This window comes from Pseudomonas sp. B21-019 (assembly GCF_024749225.1).
Classification (GTDB): Bacteria; Pseudomonadota; Gammaproteobacteria; order Pseudomonadales; family Pseudomonadaceae; genus Aquipseudomonas.
In genome coordinates this window covers 3249524-3270950 of sequence record NZ_CP087193.1, presented here as the reverse complement: position 1 = coordinate 3270950, position 21427 = coordinate 3249524, and the positions used below count along the sequence as shown (strand labels likewise).

Genomic DNA, 21427 nt, shown 5'->3' with positions numbered 1-21427 from the left:
AACGAACCCCATGCTAAGTAACATCCAGACCAATTTACTGATCGTCGACGACCTGCCGGAGAACCTGCTGGCGCTTGAGGCGTTGATCAAGCGGCAGGACCTCTTCGTCTTCAAGGCCTTGTCCGCCGATGAAGCCTTGTCGCTGTTGTTGCAGCACGAATTCGCGCTGGCCATTCTCGATGTGCAGATGCCCGGCATGAACGGCTTTGAGTTGGCCGAGTTGATGCGCGGCACGGAAAAAACCAAAAGCATCCCGATTGTGTTCGTCAGTGCCGCTGGCCGTGATCTCAACTACGCATTCAAGGGCTACGAAAGCGGAGCGGTGGACTTTCTGCACAAGCCGCTGGATGTCCACGCGGTCAAGAGCAAGGTCAATGTCTTCGTCGATCTGTATCGCCAGAGCAAGGCGATGAAGCAGCAGGTCGAAGCCCTGGAGCAAAGTCGCCGCGAACAGGGGGCGCTGCTCGAACAGTTGCAGAACACCCAGAAAGAACTGAAGCAGGCGGTGCGCATGCGCGATGACTTCATGTCCATCGTTGCGCATGAAGTCCGTACACCGCTCAATGGCCTGATCCTCGAAACCCAGTTGCGCAAAATGCACCTGGCCCGGGATAACGCCGCGGCGTTCACCCTGGACAAAATGCACGCCATGGTCGAGCGCGACGAACGGCAGATCAAAAGCTTGATCCGCCTGATCGAAGACATGCTCGATGTGTCGCGGATCCGCACCGGCAAGCTGTCGATCCGCCCGACTCGGTTTGACCTGGTGCAACTGGTGCACAATCTTTTGCAGAACTTCGCACCGCAGGTTGAGGCCGCGCAGGCGTCAGTCAGCTTGATCGCCGACCAACCCGTGATGGGCGACTGGGACGAGTTTCGTATCGAACAAGTGATTTGCAATCTGCTGACTAATGCGTTGCGCTATGGTGCCAAGAGCGCGATCGACGTTCGCGTGTACAATCACCACGGGCAAGCGCGGGTTGAGGTTCAGGATCGCGGTATCGGGATCGGTGAAGAGAATCAGCAGCGCATTTTTCAGCAGTTCGAACGGGTTTCCACCAGGGCCGTCGTGGCGGGGCTGGGCCTGGGGTTGTTTATTTCGCAGCAGATTGTCGCCGCCCATGGTGGCTCCATTACCGTCGAGAGCCGGATTGGCGAAGGCGCCTTGTTTCGCGTTTGTCTGCCGCTGCAGGAAAACAGCCCGATGAACGCAACCTCTGATTGACCACATGGTCGTATCAGCAGCTATTGACCGAACAAAGGTTTTCCATGAGTGAAGATGCACAAGACGTGGTACTGATCGTCGAAGATGATCCTTCGATTTTGATGGTGCTGTCCGCTTATTTGTCGGGTGAAGGTTACCGGGTGCTGCAAGCCGAAAACGGTGAGCAGGCCTTTGAGATTCTGGCGAGCAAACCGAACCTGGACATGATGATCACCGACTTCCGCCTGCCTGGCGGGATTTCTGGCGTACAAATCGCCGAACCTGCCGTGAAGCTGCGACCGGAACTCAAGGTGATCTTCATCAGCGGTTACCCGCAGGAAATCCGCGAAACCGACAGCCCGATCACCCGCAAGGCACCGATCCTGGCCAAGCCATTCGATCTGGATGTATTGCAACAGATCATGCAGGACATGCTCTCCTGAAGCTGCGTCGACGGTTGTGTCGTACGGCCCCCCTGTAGGGCTGCCGAAGGCTCGGGCCGCGTTCGGAGGATCTTTTGATCTTGATTAAAGCCCTTGCTGCAGCGCCGGATCATCCGGATTGAGCTGCTCGAGCTGCGCCAACAGGATCTGTACGTTCTGCAACTGTCCGCTTTCCTTCCAATAGTTGATCAACAGCACGCGCGCCTTGCGATCGGCCGGGTGGCGCTGGACGATTTCCTGCAGCTGTTTCTGCGCGGCCTCCAGCTCTTGCTCACCATGCAACGTGGTGGCCAGGTCGTAGCGGTAATCCTTATTGTCGGGTTCAAGCTCCACGGCTTTGGACAGCCCGAGCAACGCGAACTCACTTTGCCCGTGATGCAGCAACCAGAGCCCCAACGCATGTTGCAGATAGGCCGAATCGGGCTGGGCCTTTAACTGCTTCGCCAACAATTGCTGGGCGGCATCGCTTTGGCCCAGTCGATCCAGCACGTCAATCTGCATCACCAGTGCCGGCAAGTTGCCGGGCGCCAGTTGCAACGTGCGCTCCAATGCCTGCTGCGCGTCCTTCAGTTCGGCATTGTGCAAATGCAGGCGCGCCAGTTGGTACTGGGTGTCGGCGCTTTCCGGCTGCTGCTTGAGGACCTGTTCCCAAGCGTCAATGGCTTGCTCCAGGGGGCCGAAATACAACCCCAGCTCATCCGGAGACAGCCCCAGCAAAGCGTTGACCGCCGTAAACCGAACACTTGGGTCGCTGTCATCGAGCAAGGGGCCGAGCAACAGACTTCGCTGTCCATTGGGCACTAAACCGCTGATGCTTTTGATCGCCGCGATGCGTACATCCGCCGATGGATGTTGCAGGTCCGCATCCGCCAGTTTCAAGGCTTGCGGGCTGGGGTAGTTGGGCAGTTCGGCATGCAGCCAGACGCGGCGCTTGTCGGACAGGTCAGGGCGGCCCAATTGCTGGTAAAGAACCCGCGCCGCCCCCGGTTGACCCGTGCGTGCCTGGGTCAGCGCTTCGCTGTAGCCGCGTCGAATCGCCTCCGGCACCACAGGCGTCGTGCTGCGCAAAAAAAACCAGGCGAGGGCGAGGGCAAGCAGTGCGCAGAGGCTGATGAGCAGATAGCGGCGGGACTGAGGCATGCAGGGATCCGGGAGCTGACAGGCTTTTACAAAGTCACCAGCTTCGGTCAGGCCGGGCTGTGAGTCAAACCCTGGCTCAGTTCAGCACGTAGTCATCGGGCTCAAGGACCGGTGGCAAGTCGGTTTGCCCCAACGCTGCCAGCACTTCGCGCTCCAGCGTGCGCAAAATCGCATTGCACGGCAGATCGTTCTCATCGAAACCGAACGGGTCCTCCAGATCGTCACCGATTTCGTCGAGGCCGAAAAAGGTGTAGCTGACAATGGCGGTAATCACCGGTGTCAGCCAGCCAAGAGATTCTGCCATGGCGAACGGCAACAGGATGCAGAACAGGTAGATGGTGCGGTGCAGCAGCAGGGTGTAAGGGAAGGGCAGTGGCGTGCTTTTGATGCGTTCGCAACTGGCCTGGACCTGACTGAGGCTGACCAGTCGTGTTTCCAGTTGGGTATAACGCCATTCGCTGATCTGGCCGCGCTCGGCGAGGGCCGAACACCGGACGCCGATCCGCTGCAAGAGCGCGTCAGTGATATTCGGGTGCCCCGCGTCCACGGCATCCTGCGTCCACGGTTTGATGGCGCTCATCTCGCTCTCAAGGCGCAGGCGGGCGATCAAGCCATGGGCGAACCCGCAGAGTTCACGCAGCATAAGTTCACGTTTGGCCGCCGCCATCAGCCCCTGGGTCTGGCGAATCAACGAGCGCACTTCGATGATCAACTGCCCCAGATGCTTGCGGCCCTCCCACCAGCGGTCGTAGCAGGCGTTGTTACGAAAGCTCATGAAGATCGACAAAGAAAGACCCAGCAGGGTGAACGGCGTGGCGTTGACCTTGGAGAAATACGCCGGATGCCAGATCTCCACCAGCACGATCACCGACGCCAGCAGGGTCACCAACAGACTGCGCAAGGCAATGCGCTTGGCAATCGAGCCTTTAAGGGAAAACAGCATGCCGAGCAGATTCGGCTTGGGACGCACAATCATGGGCAGGGGCTTTATAGGGAGAGTGATGCTTTCGCAGCGATTTGAGCCTAGGGGTATGGGGTGATCCTGTCCAATCGCTTTGGCTGACGAAGTGATCGACAGGCTCTATCAGTGCAGGCGTAACTATCGGCGAAACGGCCTACAGGTTTTGTCGACACTGAAACCCGTCGAGGCCCTGAAGCAATGACTACGCTTGCAGGAGACCACTCGATGAGCGCTTCCATGCAGCCGCTGCTTCAATACTTCAAGGCGATTCTCAACCCCGGACGCGAGGTGCTGCTGTTTGCCCTGAGAACCATCGTGGCCGGGTTGCTGACGCTGTATCTGGCCTTTGTGTTCGACCTCGACCAGCCCAAGTGGTCGATCATGGCGGTGATTATTGTCAGTCAGCCATTGGGCGGCATGGCCTTGGCTCGAAGTTTCGGCCAGATCATCGGCACCACGCTGGGCGCGGTAGTCGCGGTGTTGATCATGGCCATTTTTCCCCAGGCGCCGCTGCCTTTCATCATCACCCTGGCCTTGTGGTTGGCGCTGTGTACCGCCGGCGGCACCTTGTTGCGCTACACCAGTTCCCAGGCGTTTGTCTTGAGCGGTTACACGGCGGTGGTAGTGGCACTGCTGGCGCAACCCGATCAGGAGGGCACGTTCCTGCTGGCAGTCACTCGCGTGACAGAAACATTGTTGGCGGTGGCCTGCGTGTGCGTGGTCAGCCTTCTGACGGCGCGACCGGAGGCGGTGGCCAAGGGTTACTTCGCCAAGATCGATCAAGTGATCAAACTGCTCGCGACTCACGCGGCAGCGGTGATTCGAACCGAGGAAAGCGAGGCCGATTTCCACAAGCGGCAAATGCAACTGTTGGGCGAGATCAGCGCCCTTGAAGGGCTGCGTCGGCATTTGTATTTCGATGCGCCACGGTTGCGCAGTGCCAATAGCCTGGTGCAGTTGCTCGGCAATCAATTGGTGCTGCTGACTTCGCGGCTGACAGCTTTGCGTCACCAGCGGCAATTGCTCACCGAACGTTGGGAAGGTGCGCTGCCGGAAGAGATACAGCGGTTGCGCAGCGAAGAACTGGCGTTTCTCGATGACCTGGCCGTGCAAGGGCGCTCATTGTCGACCGAGGCGCGGCATCATTTTTTGACGCTGCAACAGCGTTTCGATGACCAGGCCTACAAGGCCGAACAACTCACCGAGACGATGCCTGCCACGCTGCGTTCATTGGCCTGGGCGCTGCGCTGGGAGCAGGCACGGATGTTGGAGCAACTGGGGCAGATTCTGGAACTGAGCGACGCGATCCAGGAAGGACGTGAAGCCAGTTGCGTATTCCGCGGCCAGGACAACCCGTTGCATCTGGACTTCACGTTGGCAGCAATGAACGCAGTCCGGGCATTTACCGCGTTACTGGTGGCGGGGCTGATCTGGATCGAGACTGCTTGGGATGGGGCCCGTGGCGGGATGATTGTAGTGGGGATTCTCTGTTCGCTGATGGCGACTTTTCCGCGGCCATTGCTGGCCAGTCAAAGCTTTGCCAGGGGGCTGGGTCTGGCCTTGGTGGTGTCGGCGTTCTATCTGTTCATGCTGATGCCGATGATCAGTGACTTCGAGTTACTCGCCTTGTTGTTTGCGCCATTGCTGTACGCGGTCGCAGTGGGGCTGGCCAGTCCGCCAACCACTGGCACAGGCATTGGCCTTGGACTGACGACAATGCTGTTGCTGGGACCGCAAAACGCAGGAATCGGCCAAAACAATGCCATTCAGTGGTTTGAATTTGCCGGTGCGTATATCAGCGCCGCCGCGCTGGCGCTCAGTGTTTACGCCTTGATCTTCCCGTTCAGGCCCGATTTACGGATACGCCGGCTGTTCAATGAAAGCTGTGAGCAGGTCTACGCTTTGTTGAAGACGCCGGCCACCGACGAGCAGCAATTTGCGTTTGAAAGCCGTATGGTCGATCGCCTGACCATGATGTTGGGACTATTGCCGGCGACCAGCGACAAGCACTCCCGCGAGCTGTTCGAAGTCAGCCTCGGGTGCATGGCACTGGGGGTGGCTTTGAACCAGCTCAGGCAGCAGGGGCAAAGCAATACGTTGTTAAGTACGGAACAAAAGAACCGTTTGCTGGCGGCTGTCCGAGAGACAGGGCGATTGATCGCCGGGCGACCCGGGATTGACCTTGTGCAGTTGCTCGGAAGCTTGCATGTCTTGGGCGATGAAATGGACGACTTGCATCTAGACGTTCATGAACACCTGTGGTCGGTATTCAGGATGCGCGTGGCGTTGTTGATCGTGGTGTCGTTTCTGGAGCGCCATCGCAAATATTTTCAACCCACAAACGTGGAAGGAGTGCCGGCCCTTGCCCATTGATCTGGAAGTGGGTGGCGTCTATCTGCCGCCAATCGCCCAGGCCCTGTTGCTGGCCTTGCCGATTTTTCTGCTGTTGGACTGGACCTTGCGCCGCTTGGGGGTGTTGCGTTTTGTCTGGCATGAAGCCCTGTTCGAAGGCGCGTTGTATGCCTGCGTATGCGCAACGTTGATTCTGATGATGGGAGCCTGATGCCTTGAAGACGATCCTTGCCCGACTCGCGACCCTGGCGGTGGTGGTGCTGGCCGTCATCCTCGGCTGGTTCGCCTGGGAGCATTACACCCGCGCCCCCTGGACGCGCGATGCACGGGTTCGCGCCGATGTGGTGACGTTGTCCGCCGATGTCTCGGGGCGGATCGTCAGCCTGAGCGTTCAAGACAACCAGCGTGTCGAGAAAGGCCAGTTGCTGCTGGAGATCGACCCGGCTCGCTATACGCTGGCGGTGGAGCATGCCAAGCGTGCGGTGGAAGTTGCCAAAGCCACGCTGGGTCAGTCCGAAGCGACAATTGTCTCCAGCGAAGCGCTGCTGCGGCAGCGTCAAAGCGAAGAGCAGCGCCGTCGAACCCTTAAACAGCGCTTCGCGATCTCCGGCGAAGAGTGGGAAAAGTCCAGTACCGAAGTGGCTGTGGCGCAGGCGGAACTCTTGCGCAATCAGGCCAATCTGGGCCTGGCACATGCCAACGTGCAGCTGGCGATCGCCGCTCTGACCCAGGCCGAACTGGACTTGCAGCGCACACGAGTCGTAGCGCCTGTCAGCGGTTACGTGACCAATCTGCTGACTCGCCAGGGGGACTACGCCACTGCGGGGGGCGCATTGTTGGCACTGGTGGACAGCGATTCGTTTTATATCAGTGGCTACTTTGAAGAAACAAAGCTGCCGCGAATCAAGGAGGGCGATCGGGTCAGGATCGAGTTGATGAGTGGGGAGACCTTCGGCGGCACCGTACAAAGCATCGCTTTTGCTATCGCCGACCGCGAGAACTCCCCCGGCAGTCGCCTGCTGGCCAACATCAACCCCAGCTATACCTGGGTCAAACTGGCACAACGGGTGCCGGTGCGGATTCAGATTGACGCCGACTATATCGCCAAAAACCGCCTGCGCGCCGGGACCACGGCCACGGTGACCGTCATGGAAAACCGGGATAATCAGGCAACCCACTAACCCCATATGGGGACGGGCTTATGTGGCGAGGGGGCTTGCCCCCGTTCGGCTGCGCAGCAGTCGTAGATTGGGGCCGCTTCGCGACCCAACGGGGGCAAGCCCCCTCGCCACAAAGGCTCGCTCCCACAGGGATATGCGTTGAATTACAGACCGACAAAAAAAAGCCCCGCGACCGAATGAGGCGCGGGGCAAAGAATTTGGTTGGGTTGCGGCCAACCAAAGGGGCACGTTAAAGCATTACTTGCTGGCGACCGTCTCTGGCTGCCAGCCGCCGCCAAGGGCTTTGTAGATCGCGACGATGCCGCGGTACAAATCGACTTCGGCCTGGGCCTGGGTGTCTTCGGCTGCCAGACGCTCACGCTGGGCATCAAGCAGGACGAGGAAGTCCACGGTGCCTTCGCGGTAGCGAATTTCGGCGAGGTCCGCAGCGGCTCGGCTTGATTCGCTTTGACGAATCAGCGAAATCAGGCGCTGCTGGCGTTTGCCGTAATCGCTGAAAGCATTTTCCGACTCTTCCAATGCCAACAGTACTTTCTGTTCGTAGGTCGCCAGGGCGCCTTCGGCTTCAGCATCGGCGCCGCGCAAACGGGCGCGCACGCTGCCCAGGTCGAACGCCGCCCAGGTGATGCTCGGGCCCAGTGCCCAGGCATTGGCCGCCGACGAGCCGATCTGCGAACCGCGCCCGGCAGTCCACCCAAGAAAACCGCTGAGGCTCACCCGAGGGAACAAGTCAGCCTTGGCCACGCCGATACGCGCAGTGGCAGCCGCCAGTTTGCGTTCGGCGCTGCGGATGTCCGGACGCCGTTGCAGCAGTTCACCCGGATCACCGATCGGCAGGGCCTTGGCAATCGCCGGCAAGTCTTTTGGACTCAGGTCGACGGTCAGTTTGTCCGGACGTTCACCCAACAGGGTGGCGATGCGGTTGCGCTGACGAACCTGTTCGGCCTGCAACTGCGGCACGCTGGCTTCGACAGACGCCAGGCGTGCATCGGCACGAACCACGTCCAACTGATCGCCAACACCGGCATCCCGCAGGCTTTCGGTGATCTTGCGCGACTCCTGCTGATTGTTCAGGTTGGCCAGGGCGATCTTTTCCCGCAGTTGTGCGCCGCGCAGTTGGCCATAGGCGTCCACCAGTTCGGCAATCATGGTGACTTGCAGTTGGTAAAGATCGGCTTCGGCCGCTTGCTGCTCAGCGTCGCTGGATTCCAGGTTGCGCTGGATGCGACCGAACAAGTCCAGTTCCCAGGCCATGTCCAGGCCCAGGTCATAGCGTTCGCTGTTGACCCGTTTGGTGGTCTGACCCGGAATCTGCCCTTTGCCCAGATCGCTGCTCGCGCGGCTGGTGATGGTCGGCATGGCGTCATTGCTGGCGTCATCGCGAATCGCCCGGGCCGCTTTCCAGCGGGCGAAGGCCACGCGCAAATCACGGTTGCCTTGCAAGGACTGCTTCACCAACTGGTTGAGGGTCGGATCGTCGAATTGCTGCCACCAGATGCCTTCGAAACGGGCGCGGTCAAAGTTCTTCTGACCGGCGCTGCCATCGGTGACGGCCGTGATGTTGGCCGCCTCGGTGGCTGGGGTCTTGTAGTCCGGGCCGACGGCACAGGCGCTCAGCGCCAGTACCAGCAGGCTCGGCAGGAAGGCTTTCAGGCTCATTGTTGCGCCTCCAGTTTCAGGGCTTTGGCCGCTTTGCGCGCTTCACCGCGTTCCACAAAGTTGCGAATCAGTACGTAGAACACCGGCGTCAGCAACAGACCGAAGAAGGTCACCCCGAGCATCCCGGAGAACACCGCCACACCCATGGCATGACGCATTTCGGCACCCGCACCGCTGGAGAAAACCAGTGGCACAACACCCATGATGAACGCGAAGGAGGTCATCAGGATCGGCCGCAGACGCAGACGGCAAGCTTCCAGTACCGCTGCCAGCGGGCCGAGACCTTCTTCCTGCTTATCCTTGGCAAACTCGACGATCAGAATCGCGTTCTTACAGGCAAGGCCCACCAGTACGATCAAGCCGATCTGGGTAAAGATGTTGTTGTCGCCGCCCGAGGCAATCACCCCGGTAATGGCCGACAGCAGGGTCATCGGTACGATCAGGATCACCGCCAGTGGCAGGCTCCAGCTTTCGTATTGAGCCGCGAGCACCAGGAACGCCAGCAGTACGCAGAGCGGGAACACGAACAGCGCAGTGTTGCCGGACAAAATCTGCTGGTAGGTCAGGTCGGTCCACTCGTAGGTCATGCCGTTCGGAAGTTCATCCTTGAGCAGTTTCTCGATGGCTTTCTCGGCCTGGCCGGAGCTGTAGCCTGGGGCTGCCGCACCGTTGATTTCAGCGGTGATGAAGCCGTTGTAGTGCATCACGCGGTCTGGCCCCGAGGTGTCGCTGACCTTGATGAAGGTCGCCAGCGGGATCATCTCGCCACGGTTGTTACGTACTTTCAGCTGACCGATCTGGTCCGATTCGAGGCGGAACTGTTGCTCAGCCTGAACGTTGACCTGATAGGTACGACCGAAGCGGTTGAAGTCGTTGGCATACAGCGAACCCAGGTAAATCTGCAGGGTGTCGAAGATGTCGCTGACGGCCACGCCGTGAGTCTTGGCTTTTTCCCGGTCGATAGCGGCATCGACCTGCGGCACGTTCACGGTGTAGCTGGTGAACAGACCGGCCAGTTCCGGCACGCTGCGGCTTTTGCCGATGATGTTCATGGTTTCTTTGTACAGCTCGTCATAGCCCAGGTTGCCCCGGTCTTCGATCTGCAGGCGGAAACCGCCAATGGTCCCCAGGCCTTGTACAGGCGGTGGCGGGAAGATCGCCATGTAGGCTTCCTGAATCCCGGCGTACTGGCCGTTCAACGCACCGGCAATCGCACCGGCGGACATGCTCGGGTCTTTACGCTCGTCGAAAGGCTTCAGGGTGACGAACACAATGCCGGCGTTAGGACTGTTGGTGAAACCGTTGATCGACAGGCCAGGGAAGGCCACCGCGCTTTCCACGCCAGGCTGTTTCAGGGCCAGGTCGGACATGCGCTTGATCACGTCTTCGGTACGGTCCAGGCTCGCGGCATCCGGCAGTTGTGCGAACGCCACCAGGTATTGCTTGTCCTGGCCAGGTACGAAACCGGTCGGCGTGTTGGAGAAACCGAAGAAGGTCAGCACCATCAAGCCTGCGTACAGCAGCAGGGCGATACCGCTGCTGCGGATAACCCGGCCCACGGTGCCGACATAGCCATGGCTGGCCTTGTCAAAGAAACGGTTGAACGGACGGAACAGCCAGCCACCGAAGATCTTGTCCAGCACCTTGGAGAAGCGGTCTTTTGGCGCGTCATGGCTCTTGAGCAACACGGCGGCCAGTGCTGGCGACAAGGTCAGCGAGTTGAAAGCCGAGATCACGGTCGAAATCGCGATCGTCAGGGCGAACTGTTTGTAGAACTGACCGGTCAAGCCGGAGATGAACGCGGCCGGGATGAACACCGCACACAGCACCAGCGCCGTCGCGATGATCGGACCGGTCACTTCACGCATTGCACGCTTGGTGGCTTCCACGGGGGTTAACCCGAGCCCGATGTTTCGCTCGACGTTTTCCACCACCACAATCGCATCGTCGACCACGATACCGATGGCCAATACCAGTCCGAACAGCGACAGGGCGTTCAGCGAGAAGCCGAACAGGTGCATCACGGCAAACGTACCGATCAGCGAAACCGGCACCGCCACCAACGGGATGATCGAGGCGCGCCAGGTTTGCAGGAAGAGGATCACCACCAGCACAACCAGGATCAGTGCTTCGAAGAGGGTGTGAACCACCGCCTCGATGGAACCGCGCACGAAGATCGTCGGGTCATAGACGATGCTGAAGTCCATGCCTTCCGGGAAGTTCTTCTTCAGCTCGGCCATTTTCGCCCGAACGTCGTTGGAGATCTGGATCGCGTTGGAGCCTGGGCGCTGGAAGATCGGGATCGCCACCGCCGGCTGGTTGTTCAGCAAGGAGCGCAGGGCGTATTGGCTGGAGCCGAGTTCGACACGAGCAATGTCTTTCAGGCGAGTGATTTCACCATTTTCGCCAGAGCGAATGATGATGTTCTCGAACTCTTCCTCGGACACCAGACGGCCTTGGGTGTTGACCGACAGCTGGAATGCCGTTGCATTCGGTGCAGGCGGAGCACCCAGGGCACCGGCCGCCACTTGACGGTTCTGTTCACGAATCGCGGTGACCACATCGGTCGCGGTCAGGTTGCGCGAAGCGGTCTTGTTCGGATCGAGCCACACCCGCAGCGAGTAATCGCCCATGCCGAACAGCTGCACATCACCGACACCGCCCAGACGCGCCAGCTCATCCTTGATGTTGAGCAAGGCGTAGTTGGACAGGTAAAGCATGTCGTAGCGTTTGTCCGGCGAGGTCAAGTGCACAACCATGGTCAGGTCGGGCGACGCCTTGTCGACGGTGATACCGATGCGCGTCACTTCCTCGGGAAGTTTCGGCTCGGAACGCGTCACGCGGTTCTGCACCTGCACCTGCGCGTTGTCCAGGTCGGTGCCCAGGGCGAAGGTGATGGTCAGGGTGATCTTGCCGTCAGCGGTGGATTGAGAGGACATGTACAGCATGTTCTCGACGCCGGTGATGGCTTGCTCCAGAGGAGCGGCCACGGTTTCACCGATGACTTTAGGGTTGGCGCCGGGGAAGTTGGCACGGACCACCACGGTCGGCGGCACCACTTCCGGGTATTCGCTGATCGGCAACTGGAACAGCGAGATGGCGCCGGCGATCAGGATCAGCAGCGACAGTACCGCTGCAAAGATCGGCCGTGAAATGAAGAATTGGGAAAAATTCATCGGAGTTGTCCCTTAACCGCGTGGAGTCGCAGCAGCCAGTTTCACAACCGTACCCGGCACGACCTTGGCAGGTGCGACTTGGGGCAGGTTGCTGGCTTCCAGCGCTTGTCGTTGTTGAGCGAGAGCCGCGAGGGTTTCCTTGCTGGCCATCGGGATCACTTCAGGGGTGACCGGCGAACCAGGGCGAACCCGTTGCAAACCCTTGACGATGATGGTGTCGTCTTTGTTCAGGCCGCTGCGCACGATGCGCAAACCTTCGATTTTCGGACCCAGCTCGACAGGGCGATAAGCCGTTTTGTTGTCGGCATCCATCACCAGCACGAACTTTTTACCCAGGTCGGTACCGACCGCTTCGTCGTTGATCAACACCGCGGAGTAGGTGCCGCTGCCCACCAGTTTCAGGCGTGCATAAAGACCCGGGGTGTAGCTGCCGTCGCTGTTGTCGAACACCGCACGACCGCGGATGGTGCCGGTCTTCGGGTTGACCTGGTTGTCGACGAAGTTCATCTGGCCCTGGTGCGGGTTGCCGTCTTCATTGGACAGTCCCATGTAAACCGGGGTAGTGGCGCCGCGTTGACCCTGGCGGGCGAGCTGGGTGTATTTGAGGAATACACGCTCGTCGGCGTCGAAGTAGGCGTAGACCTTGTCAGTGGACACTACGCTGGTCAGTGCGGTGGTATCGGCGGTCACCAGGTTGCCGGCGGTGATTTCCGCACGGCTGACACGACCGCTGATTGGGGAAGTCACGCGGGTGAAGCTCAGGTTCAGTTTGGCCAGGTCCAGTTGCGCCTGGAGTGCACCGACGGCGGCGCGAGCCTCTTGAGCGGCACTGGTACGCGAGTCGGCGAGTTCGGCGGAAATCGCGTTGCTGGTGCGCAGGCGCTCACCGCGCTGGGCTTCGTTTTCACTGCGGGTAGCCGTGGCGCGAGCTTGCGCCACCAGGGCCTCGAGGCGGCGGACCTCAGCCTGGAACGGACGCGGGTCGATCTGGAACAACAGATCGCCTTTTTTGACCAATGCGCCTTCGGTGAAGGTTACGTCATCGATCTGGCCGGAGACCCGTGGACGAATCTCTACCGTTTCCGGCGCTTCCAGGCGCCCGGTGAATTCGTCCCACTCGTTAACCGGTTGCTCCAGCACCTTGGCCACGCTGACTTTGGCCGCAGGCATGGTGGCGGCGGCGTCCGGGGTCTTGCCGCAGGCGCTCATCACCAGCACGGCCAACAGGGCCAAAGGGAAGCGCAAATGTTTGAGTGACTGTTCCATGGATGCATCCGCCAATGTATTGAGATGGGCGGATAATGCTTGGCGGGGCGATATCAAACGAATCGAACGAGGCAAAGGTAACTATCATTCGGAATGATATAAGCCAGAAGCAAGCCCTCTAGCATGCACCTTTCGTTAGCGGGCTATCAAATGAAATGATGACAATTGTGTGTTGCGTGGAGTGCAAAGGTCTGGCTTGAAACCGTGTCGCGGCGTTCGCGGGCAAGCCTCGTTCCTACAAGAGATCTCATTAACACCACGAATCCCTGTGGGGGCGGGCTTGCCCGCGATGAGGCCATCAGCCTCGATACAACATCAGGATCAGGCCAGGCTATCCGGATCCCCAAAGAACATCTGAATCCGCGACCTCAACCACCGCTCACCCGGATCATTATCCTGCGACCCGCGCCAGGCCATGTGCAATTCAAAGCTGCGCACCGGCAACGGTGGATCTTCCGCCCGAACACCACCGGCGGCGGTCAACGCTTCGGCGGTGTAGTCCGGGACGGTGGCCACGATGTCGGTGCCGCTGATCAGTGTGCTCAACCCGTTGAACTGCGGTACCGCCAGCACCACGTGCCGTTTGCGCCCCAGTTTCTCCAGCTCTTCATCTATAAAGCCGCTCAGGTCGCCCGCGAACGACACCAGCGCGTGGGGGCGGGCGCAGAAATCATCCAGGCTCAATGGCCCCGGCACTGTGTCGGCTCGCAACAGTTTCGGCATGCTGCGGCGCAGTACTTTGCGCTTGGCGTTGGCCGGCAGGTCGGCGGTGTAGCTGACGCCAATGGAAATTTCGCCCGAGGCCAACAGGTTCGGCATCAATATGTAGTTGGCCCGACGCACCACCAGCACGATGCCTGGTGCCTCGGCGCGCAGCCGCTTGAGCAGCATCGGCAGCAAGGCGAACTCGACATCGTCCGACAGGCCGATGCGGAACACCGCGGTGCTGGTGGCCGGATCGAATTCCGCCGCGCGACTGACCGCGGTGGAAATTGAATCCAGGGCCGGCGAGAGCAGGGCGAAGATTTCCACCGCTCGGGCGGAAGGTTCCATGCTGCGGCCGGTGCGCACGAACAACGGGTCATCGAACAGCCCGCGCAGGCGCGAGAGCGCCGCGCTGATGGCTGGCTGGCCGAGGAACAATTTCTCCGCAGCGCGGGTCACACTGCGCTCGTGCATCAGTGTTTCGAAAACGATCAACAGGTTCAGGTCGACACGACGCAGGTCATTACGATTCATCTGGGGTCCTGGCAGATTCAGCAAACTTGACGTGAGCGACCATATGAGAACAATGGCCGGCGTGAATCTTACGGGGAAAGGCTGGTACTCTGCACAGGGTAATTCAGTTTTCCCTGAAAGGCTGCTTCGGTTTTTACGGCATTGGATGATGTCGCCGTCGCTGCGGAATCAATGACAGGCATGTCGACTATTAATAGCCACTGATGGTCTTGGGTAGAAAGCCCAGATAGAGTTCAGGGCATTAGAGGTTACTTTGACGAGGTTTGCGATGTCCCGCACGATCCGTTTTCACAAGTTTGGTCCAGCCGAGGTGCTCAAATGCGAAGAGCATGCGGCCGCTCTGCCTGCGCCGGGCGAAGTGCAGGTGCGTGTCGAGGCGATAGGCATCAGCTGGTACGACATTCTCTGGCGCCAGAACCTGGCCTCGTCCCATGCTCGCCTGCCTTCAGGCCTGGGTCATGAAATGGCCGGCGTGGTCACGGCGCTCGGTGAGGGAGTCGATGACCTCGCTATCGGTGACAAGGTCGCCAGCTTCCCGGCCGAAAGCCCCAACGACTATCCGGTCTACGGCGAACAGATCGTTCTGCCGCGCACGGCGCTGACCCGCTACCCGGACGTGCTCAGTCCGGTCGAAGCCAGCGTGCATTACACGCCGCTATTGGTCGCCTATTTTGGCTACACCGATCTGGCGCGCGTCAAACCCGGGCAATTCGCTCTGGTGACCGACGCCAGTCACTGCGCCGGGCCGTCGTTCGTGCAATTGGGCAAAGCCCTTGGTGTGCGAGTAATCGCTGCGACCAAAACCGCGGATGAGCGTGAATACCTGCTGTCGCTGGGTGCCGAAAAAGTCATCGTCACCGAAGAAGAAGATCTGCTGATGCGGATCAACAAAATTACCGACAACCGTGGCGTCGATGTGGTTTTCGATGGCCTGGGTGGCCCGCAGATGTCGCTGCTCGGCGATGTGCTCGCGCCTCGCGGCAGCTTGGTGCTCTATGGCCTGCAGGGTGGTAACCAGACGCCATTTCCGGCCTGTGCTGCGTTCCAGAAGAACATTCAGTTCTTCGTGCACTGCATCGGCAACTTCACCGGCAAGCCGGAGCTGGGCATCCTCCAGGATCAGGCCGCACTGCAACGTGCCCTGCGCGACATCAACCAGTTGACCGCAGACCATGTGCTGCTGCCGCTCAAGACTCGGGTATTCCCGTTTTCCCAGTTTGTCGAAGCACACCGCTACATGGACGAATGCCCATGCCGCGAACGGGTCGCCCTTGAGGTCGAACCTGCCTGAGCTCTTCGTACGAGCCTCTTTGTATAAGCCCCTCTGGAAAGGTCCGTGCAAGCACGGACTTTTCCGCTGTCAAAACCTCCAAAATGAGACATTCCATCGATCCCACGGTGGGGCGGTTCAGCAACTGAACTGGTTTTTGCTCTCGATCTGTATCTTCTAATCATTATGTAAGCCCTGATAATTGAATGATTATTTCATCTCAAGGAAAGAGTCATGGCTGGGTATCAGGTTGAAACTTTTCAACGCGCATCGGCAATACATGCTCAACAAATAATTCGACGCCGCTCGGCGGTCATACATTTATTGGCAACTTCTTTCTTTATTTCTTGTATTACACGTCTGTGGGATGTTGTCGGAAATTTCCTAGGAAATCGCACGAGGCCGAAAAGCGCCCGTCCTGCCGGGCGTTGCGGCGGTCTTGCCCTGTTTGGGGTTCTCGAGACATGCAACTATTTCAAATAATTACAAAATGCTTAAGTGCTAGCATTTGATAACAACCCCGCCACCCCATTCATGACAGGCAATCCGTCGCGCAGTGCATGTAATTGTTTGCGTGGCGTCGAACTTATGAGTAACAGGTAAACAATGATGACCCATACCCATGAACAGGCAATGAATTATGTTTATCAACAAGTACTGCAGCGCTTGCTGAGCTTTTTCTCTCGCGCCGAGCGCACGGCATTGCAACTGATGATTCAGCGCCTGGTGGTGTCGGCTGGAGGTATGGAGCGTATCGGCGATTACAAGGTGTTGGCGATCCAGTCCGGGTCCCGCGATAGCTGCTACACACTGGCGCTGCTGCGCGCCGCGCAACTGAGTATCGCCGGACGGGCACCGGCGACGTTTCAGCTGCGAGTGGCCACTTTGCGCTTGAATGGTACGGCTTCGACAGCACTGGAAAACATCCATCGCAGCAGCAGTGCATTGTTTCTCTTCGACGATCCCCGGGTCGAAATGTTGATGGTCGATAATCGTGAGGTCCTGCCGTTCAATCACTTGGCGCCAATCTCCGAAGCCGGCCGCGAGTCGAATCGGCTCAACCTGCTGATGGTCGGGCACCGTCGCGCCTGGAAGGGGCCGCTTGAGTTGTGGGACGACGGGTACCTGGCCACAGGTGATTTTTATGGACAAATTGCCCGCTGGGACAACGGCGTCGATGTCATGGTCAGCAGCGATTCACCCCGTCGGCAGGCGCAGTTTATCGAGGGTTTGAACCGTGCCGCAGCCAAGGCCGGGCTTGCGCCGACGAGCCGCCATGAAACGGGTTACGAGGGATTGTTCGCGCGGCTCGATGAACTGGGCAGCGACTGCTATCGCGAGTTTTATCCCGACGCTGCTCAGGTTGCGTGGCGTCCTGCCGAGCATTTTGAGGCCTGCCGTCGCACGACCTTCATCGACATTCACGACATGCTGGTCAGCAATCTGGAAGAGCGCTGGCCGCTGCTCACTGACTTCCTCGGGTTTCAACCTGACGAACTGACGGCTCAACTCAGTGATAACGACTATGTCAGCCTGTCGATATCCGCGCACCTTCGCGGCTTGCAAGCGCGCTTTGTGCACGGTCGCACCTACGAAGAGGGGGTCAGCGAATACCTGCAGCGGACGTTGGTGATGATGCGCCGTAAACAATTGCCCGAGCGTTTTTGCGAGCAGGCAATGGGGACCTTCGGCAATCCGCTGACCATGGCCGATCAGCGCGGATTGGCGACGGCCGAGGCACAAAAGAACCTCGGCTTGAGTGAAGCGCAACTGGTGTGCCTGCTGTTCGCCCCGTTTGTCGATAACGGCGCGGCCCTGGAGCATTTTCTTCGTCAGTGCCATCCCGGCATGCTGGTGGCGCTGCCGGAATTGCACCGGGCGATGCAGGGCGGTCCGGCCCCCGAGCAGGTTCTGCAGTGGATGGTTGATGTCAGCGGGTTGTCGGTCAGCCTGATCGGTACGCTTTACCGCATGGGGCCGGTGGTTCGGGACGAGGGTAGGGTGCCAGGTACGGAAAGCGGCGACGCAGGCGTGCAAGCCGAAGGCATGGACTCCGGGAATGAAACAGCAGTGACTGGCGAATGGTCGATGGGCCAGTGAGCGTTCCTGGTTTGGCGGATGCATCGAGAGTGCGTCATGACGTTCGTAGCGTGTTCGGTCATCACCCATGAAAGGATCACGAGATTCCGATTTCGCGTACCAGGCGGTGTACCGCTACCTGAACAATCTGATCAATGAGCCGGGCAGTGACGTGCGAGTGCGCCTGCCCTCATTGCGACAGTTGGCGGATCGTTTGAGTGTGTCGATCTCGACCATTCAATACGCCTATTCGCTGCTGGAGAAGGAAGGACGCATCTATTCGGTTGCCAAGTCAGGCTATTACGCACTGCCGGTGTCCTCTATCGGCCTGCCCGGCAGCGGCAAAGACCTGCTCGAAACAGTCTATGTCAACGCCAGGCGCCCCGGCATGCTGGTGTTGAGCGCCGATGAACCGGCGTTGTTACAACCCCTGGACAGCCCGTTGTTGTTGCTGGAGAGAGAATTGCTGCGCCAGTATCCGCGCCAACCGCAACCGTCTTCACAACCCTGCGGCGAGCTGGAACTGCGCACGGCGCTTGCGGCACGCTACACCACTTCACCGACACGCTGCTGGCATGCCGATGATGTCTATATCGGCGCAGATATGCGCGGCGTACTTGAAATATTGATCGCCGTTCTTGAGCTCAAAGATTCGGTGGTGGTGGTCGAGTCGCCGTGCGACTGGGTGATTCTGCGCTTGTTCCAGGACGCAGACGTGCAGGTTGTCGAGCTGCCGCTGCAAGCCTGTGGTGGCCTGGATCTCGAACAGCTGAGAGAGCAGCTCGAGACCGGGCGGGTGCGACTGATGATGCTTTCATCGGGACTGAACATGCCGCGCGGGAGCGTGGCGCCTGACGACAACCGGCAGTCCACTGCGCAACTGCTGGAACGGCATGGCTGTTGGGTGTTGGAAAACGATTGTTACGGCGAGCTCGAATTCGAACCGAGCGGCTTGCGGTTTCGTGACCTGGTGGACCCTGATCGGCTGATCGTGTTTTCCACTTTCGAGAAAATCATCGGCTCGGAGGCGCCCTTTGGTTGCCTGCTCTCGCGACAACTGCGTGCCGAACTGCAACGGCACTTTCTGCTGCGGGCATTCCGTTTGTCGCTGATTCGTCAGAAAGCCATTGCACGGCTGTACAGCAACGGACGCATCGATCAACACCTGCTGGTGTTGCGTCGACTGCTCAAGGAGCGCATGGTGCTGATGACCCAGCTGCTCCAGGAGCGTCTGCCGGAATCGCTGCATTTCGTCGAGCCCCAGGGCGGCGCGACGGTCTGGATTCGCTCGTTGCGCCAGGTCAATGTACATCGAGTGTTCCAGAGACTGCTCAAGCAGCAAGTGGTCATCGCACCGGGGGAGTTGTTCAGTCTGCAGGGCATGCACACGCAGCACTTGCGCCTGAGTCATACGTTCGGTGGCGACCACGAGCTCGTCGTTGCATTGGGGCTGCTGGGGGATGCCTTGCGTCTGGAATCGATCGATTGAGCCGAAGCGCCAGCGCTCCTCGGAACCTGACATTCGATAACGTCGCGCGACAGCCAAACTGTCAGTAAACTGCGTTCCTATCCCGAACCACTCTCTCTCAGAGGTTTTGCATGACACTCAGTCCTTTTGCGGGCAAACCGGCACCGGCAGAACTGTTGGTCGACATCCCGCGACTGGTAACGGCCTATTACACCGGCCAGCCCGATGCAGCCATTTCTACCCAGCGCGTCGCCTTCGGCACGTCCGGACACCGAGGTAGCTCGTTCGACTTGAGTTTCAATGAATGGCACGTCCTGGCCATCAGCCAGGCGATCTGCCTGTATCGCGAAGCCCAGGGCATCGATGGCCCGCTGTTCGTCGGGATCGACACCCACGCGCTGTCCACGCCGGCCGGTGCCAGTGCCCTGGAAGTGCTGGCAGCGAACGGTGTGACGGTGATGATCGCCGAAGGCGATGAGTACACTCCGACGCCGGCCATTTCCCATGCGATTCTTTGCTACAACCGTGGGCGCACTTCAGGCCTGGCGGACGGCATCGTCATCACGCCGTCCCACAACCCGCCGCAAAGCGGTGGCTACAAGTACAACCCAACCAACGGCGGCCCGGCCGACACCCACATCACCAAGTGGATCGAAGCCAAGGCCAACGAGTTGCTGGCAGCCAAGCTCGCCGGCGTCAAACGCATCAGCTACGAGCAGGCCCTGAAGGCCAGCACTACCCATCGTCATGATTACCTCAACACCTATGTCGCTGACCTGATCAACGTGATCGACTTCGACGCCATCCGCGATGCGAAGCTGCGTCTGGGTGTCGATCCGCTGGGCGGAGCAGGGGTGCGCTACTGGTCGGCAATTGCCGAGCACTACCGCCTGGACCTGGAAGTGGTGAATAAACAGGTTGATGCAACGTTCCGTTTCATGACCGTTGACTGGGACGGGCAGATCCGCATGGACCCATCGTCCAGTCACGCGATGCAAGGCCTGATCGGCCTGAAAGAGCGTTTCGACGTGGCGTTTGCCTGCGACCCGGATCACGACCGCCATGGCATCGTGACCCCGTCCGGTGGTTTGCTGGCGCCGAACAACTACCTCGCGGTGTCGATCGACTACCTGTTCCAGAACCGTCCACAGTGGCGCGCCGATGCGGCCGTGGGTAAAACCGTGGTCAGCAGCGGCTTGATCGATCGCGTCGCCAAACGTCTGGGCCGTCGTCTGTACGAAGTGCCGGTCGGTTTCAAATGGTTTGCCGACGGTCTGTTCGACGGCTCCCTGGGTTTTGGCGGTGAAGAAAGTGCCGGTGCGTCGTTCCTGCGTAAGGACGGCGGTGTCTGGAGTACCGACAAGGACGGTTTGATTCCGGCGCTGCTGGCCGCTGAAATGACCGCTCGCACGGGCCGTGATCCAAGCCAGGCCTATCGCGCGTTGACCGATGAACTGGGTGAGCCGTTCTCGGTACGCGTTGACGCCAAGGCCAACCCTGAACAGAAAGCTCTGCTGAGCAAATTGTCGCCGGAGCAGGTCACTTCGACTCAACTGGCGGGCGAAGCGATCCAGAGCATCCTCAGTCATGCACCGGGCAACGACCAGGCCATCGGCGGTCTGAAAGTCATGACCGAGAACGGCTGGTTCGCGGCGCGGCCGTCGGGCACCGAGGACATCTACAAGATTTACGCAGAAAGCTTTGTCAGTGACGACCACCTGAAACAACTGGTGGCCGAGGCTCAGACGCTTGTGGATGGCGCAATTTCTGCGAAGTGATTGAGGGCCCTGTGGTGTGGGGGCTTGCCCCCGTTCGGCTGCGAAGCAGTCGTAAACCATTGCATGCGGTGTACCTGATGCACCGCGCTTGCTGGTTTTGGGGCTGCTTCGCAACCCAACGGGGGCAAGCCCCCTCGCCACAGGTAAATCCCTCATCACAATGGCTACACGTAAAAAGGGGCGACCATCAACGGTCGCCCCTTTTTTTGCC

15 protein-coding genes are annotated in these 21427 nt (G+C 59.5%); 9 read left to right on the top strand and 6 right to left on the bottom strand.

Going from position 1 to position 21427, the window contains the following annotated elements; all coding sequences use genetic code 11:
* Nucleotides 1-10 precede the first annotated feature (10 nt).
* Together LOY36_RS14585 and LOY36_RS14580 are read left to right on the top strand one after the other, a co-directional pair.
* Nucleotides 11-1225 carry a hybrid sensor histidine kinase/response regulator gene (locus tag LOY36_RS14585; RefSeq protein ID WP_258668496.1) on the top strand — a complete coding sequence of 405 codons (1215 nt, stop codon included), beginning with the start codon at nt 11-13 and terminating at the stop codon, nt 1223-1225.
* A 44-nt stretch (nt 1226-1269) separates the two neighbouring features.
* The gene (locus LOY36_RS14580; protein WP_018926027.1) at nt 1270-1647 is read left to right on the top strand and encodes a response regulator; all 378 of its coding nucleotides are present in this window, start codon (nt 1270-1272) and stop codon (nt 1645-1647) included.
* A gap of 84 nt (nt 1648-1731) precedes the next feature.
* Here the strand turns inward: LOY36_RS14580 and LOY36_RS14575 are convergent, their stop codons facing one another.
* The gene (locus LOY36_RS14575) at nt 1732-2787 is read right to left on the bottom strand and encodes a tetratricopeptide repeat protein (protein ID WP_258668495.1); all 1056 of its coding nucleotides are present in this window, start codon (nt 2785-2787) and stop codon (nt 1732-1734) included.
* 76 nt (nt 2788-2863) lie between these two features.
* Nucleotides 2864-3763, bottom strand: coding sequence for a bestrophin family protein (locus LOY36_RS14570; protein WP_258668494.1), 900 nt, complete (start codon nt 3761-3763; stop codon nt 2864-2866).
* 210 nt (nt 3764-3973) lie between these two features.
* Between LOY36_RS14570 and LOY36_RS14565 the strand changes: the two genes are divergently transcribed.
* Genes LOY36_RS14565 through LOY36_RS14555 form a run of 3 tightly spaced genes read left to right on the top strand, consistent with a single transcriptional unit; the run spans nt 3974 to nt 7281 of the window.
* Entirely contained in the window at nt 3974-6121 is a 2148-nt protein-coding gene (locus tag LOY36_RS14565; protein ID WP_258668493.1) for an FUSC family protein, read from the top strand.
* A complete protein-coding gene (locus LOY36_RS14560; protein WP_018926023.1) occupies nt 6111-6311 on the top strand; it encodes a DUF1656 domain-containing protein in 201 nt (66 codons plus the stop codon). The genes LOY36_RS14565 and LOY36_RS14560 overlap by 11 nt, the downstream gene beginning before the upstream one ends.
* Nucleotides 6312-6315: 4 nt before the next feature.
* A complete protein-coding gene (locus LOY36_RS14555; protein WP_258668492.1) occupies nt 6316-7281 on the top strand; it encodes an HlyD family secretion protein in 966 nt (321 codons plus the stop codon).
* Between the two features lie 237 nt (nt 7282-7518).
* Here the strand turns inward: LOY36_RS14555 and LOY36_RS14550 are convergent, their stop codons facing one another.
* The 4 genes from LOY36_RS14550 to LOY36_RS14535 form a co-directional block, all read right to left on the bottom strand.
* A complete protein-coding gene (locus LOY36_RS14550; RefSeq protein ID WP_258668491.1) occupies nt 7519-8940 on the bottom strand; it encodes an efflux transporter outer membrane subunit in 1422 nt (473 codons plus the stop codon).
* Nucleotides 8937-12116, bottom strand: a complete 3180-nt coding sequence (locus LOY36_RS14545) for an efflux RND transporter permease subunit (RefSeq protein ID WP_019649903.1) — start codon at nt 12114-12116, stop codon at nt 8937-8939. Before LOY36_RS14545 ends, LOY36_RS14550 begins: the two co-directional genes overlap by 4 nt.
* Before the next feature lie 12 nt (nt 12117-12128).
* Nucleotides 12129-13382, bottom strand: coding sequence for a multidrug efflux RND transporter periplasmic adaptor subunit MexE (mexE, locus tag LOY36_RS14540; protein WP_258668490.1), 1254 nt, complete (start codon nt 13380-13382; stop codon nt 12129-12131).
* A gap of 321 nt (nt 13383-13703) precedes the next feature.
* Nucleotides 13704-14621: a LysR family transcriptional regulator gene (locus LOY36_RS14535; protein ID WP_019649901.1), complete on the bottom strand. Its 918-nt coding sequence runs from the start codon at nt 14619-14621 to the stop codon at nt 13704-13706.
* A 268-nt stretch (nt 14622-14889) separates the two neighbouring features.
* Between LOY36_RS14535 and LOY36_RS14530 the strand changes: the two genes are divergently transcribed.
* The 4 genes from LOY36_RS14530 to pgm all read left to right on the top strand — a co-directional run bounded on the left by LOY36_RS14530 (nt 14890) and on the right by pgm (nt 21216).
* Nucleotides 14890-15912, top strand: a complete 1023-nt coding sequence (locus LOY36_RS14530; protein ID WP_019649900.1) for a zinc-dependent alcohol dehydrogenase family protein — start codon at nt 14890-14892, stop codon at nt 15910-15912.
* A 588-nt stretch (nt 15913-16500) separates the two neighbouring features.
* Nucleotides 16501-17991: a hypothetical protein gene (locus LOY36_RS14525; RefSeq protein WP_258668489.1), complete on the top strand. Its 1491-nt coding sequence runs from the start codon at nt 16501-16503 to the stop codon at nt 17989-17991.
* Nucleotides 17992-18058: 67 nt separating this feature from the next.
* A complete protein-coding gene (locus tag LOY36_RS14520; RefSeq protein WP_258668487.1) occupies nt 18059-19459 on the top strand; it encodes a PLP-dependent aminotransferase family protein in 1401 nt (466 codons plus the stop codon).
* Nucleotides 19460-19569: 110 nt separating this feature from the next.
* Nucleotides 19570-21216: a phosphoglucomutase (alpha-D-glucose-1,6-bisphosphate-dependent) gene (gene pgm / locus LOY36_RS14515; protein ID WP_019579023.1), complete on the top strand. Its 1647-nt coding sequence runs from the start codon at nt 19570-19572 to the stop codon at nt 21214-21216.
* Nucleotides 21217-21427 lie beyond the last annotated feature (211 nt).

Coding starts and splice junctions, on each gene's coding strand:
- LOY36_RS14585 (WP_258668496.1), top strand. CDS start 11: ATGCTAAGTAACATCCAGACCAATTTACTGATCGTCGACGACCTGCCG.
- LOY36_RS14580 (WP_018926027.1), top strand. CDS start 1,270: ATGAGTGAAGATGCACAAGACGTGGTACTGATCGTCGAAGATGATCCT.
- LOY36_RS14575 (WP_258668495.1), bottom strand. CDS start 2,787: ATGCCTCAGTCCCGCCGCTATCTGCTCATCAGCCTCTGCGCACTGCTT.
- LOY36_RS14570 (WP_258668494.1), bottom strand. CDS start 3,763: ATGATTGTGCGTCCCAAGCCGAATCTGCTCGGCATGCTGTTTTCCCTT.
- LOY36_RS14565 (WP_258668493.1), top strand. CDS start 3,974: ATGAGCGCTTCCATGCAGCCGCTGCTTCAATACTTCAAGGCGATTCTC.
- LOY36_RS14550 (WP_258668491.1), bottom strand. CDS start 8,940: ATGAGCCTGAAAGCCTTCCTGCCGAGCCTGCTGGTACTGGCGCTGAGC.
- LOY36_RS14545 (WP_019649903.1), bottom strand. CDS start 12,116: ATGAATTTTTCCCAATTCTTCATTTCACGGCCGATCTTTGCAGCGGTA.
- mexE (WP_258668490.1), bottom strand. CDS start 13,382: ATGGAACAGTCACTCAAACATTTGCGCTTCCCTTTGGCCCTGTTGGCC.
- LOY36_RS14535 (WP_019649901.1), bottom strand. CDS start 14,621: ATGAATCGTAATGACCTGCGTCGTGTCGACCTGAACCTGTTGATCGTT.
- LOY36_RS14530 (WP_019649900.1), top strand. CDS start 14,890: ATGTCCCGCACGATCCGTTTTCACAAGTTTGGTCCAGCCGAGGTGCTC.
- LOY36_RS14525 (WP_258668489.1), top strand. CDS start 16,501: ATGACCCATACCCATGAACAGGCAATGAATTATGTTTATCAACAAGTA.
- LOY36_RS14520 (WP_258668487.1), top strand. CDS start 18,059: ATGAAAGGATCACGAGATTCCGATTTCGCGTACCAGGCGGTGTACCGC.
- pgm (WP_019579023.1), top strand. CDS start 19,570: ATGACACTCAGTCCTTTTGCGGGCAAACCGGCACCGGCAGAACTGTTG.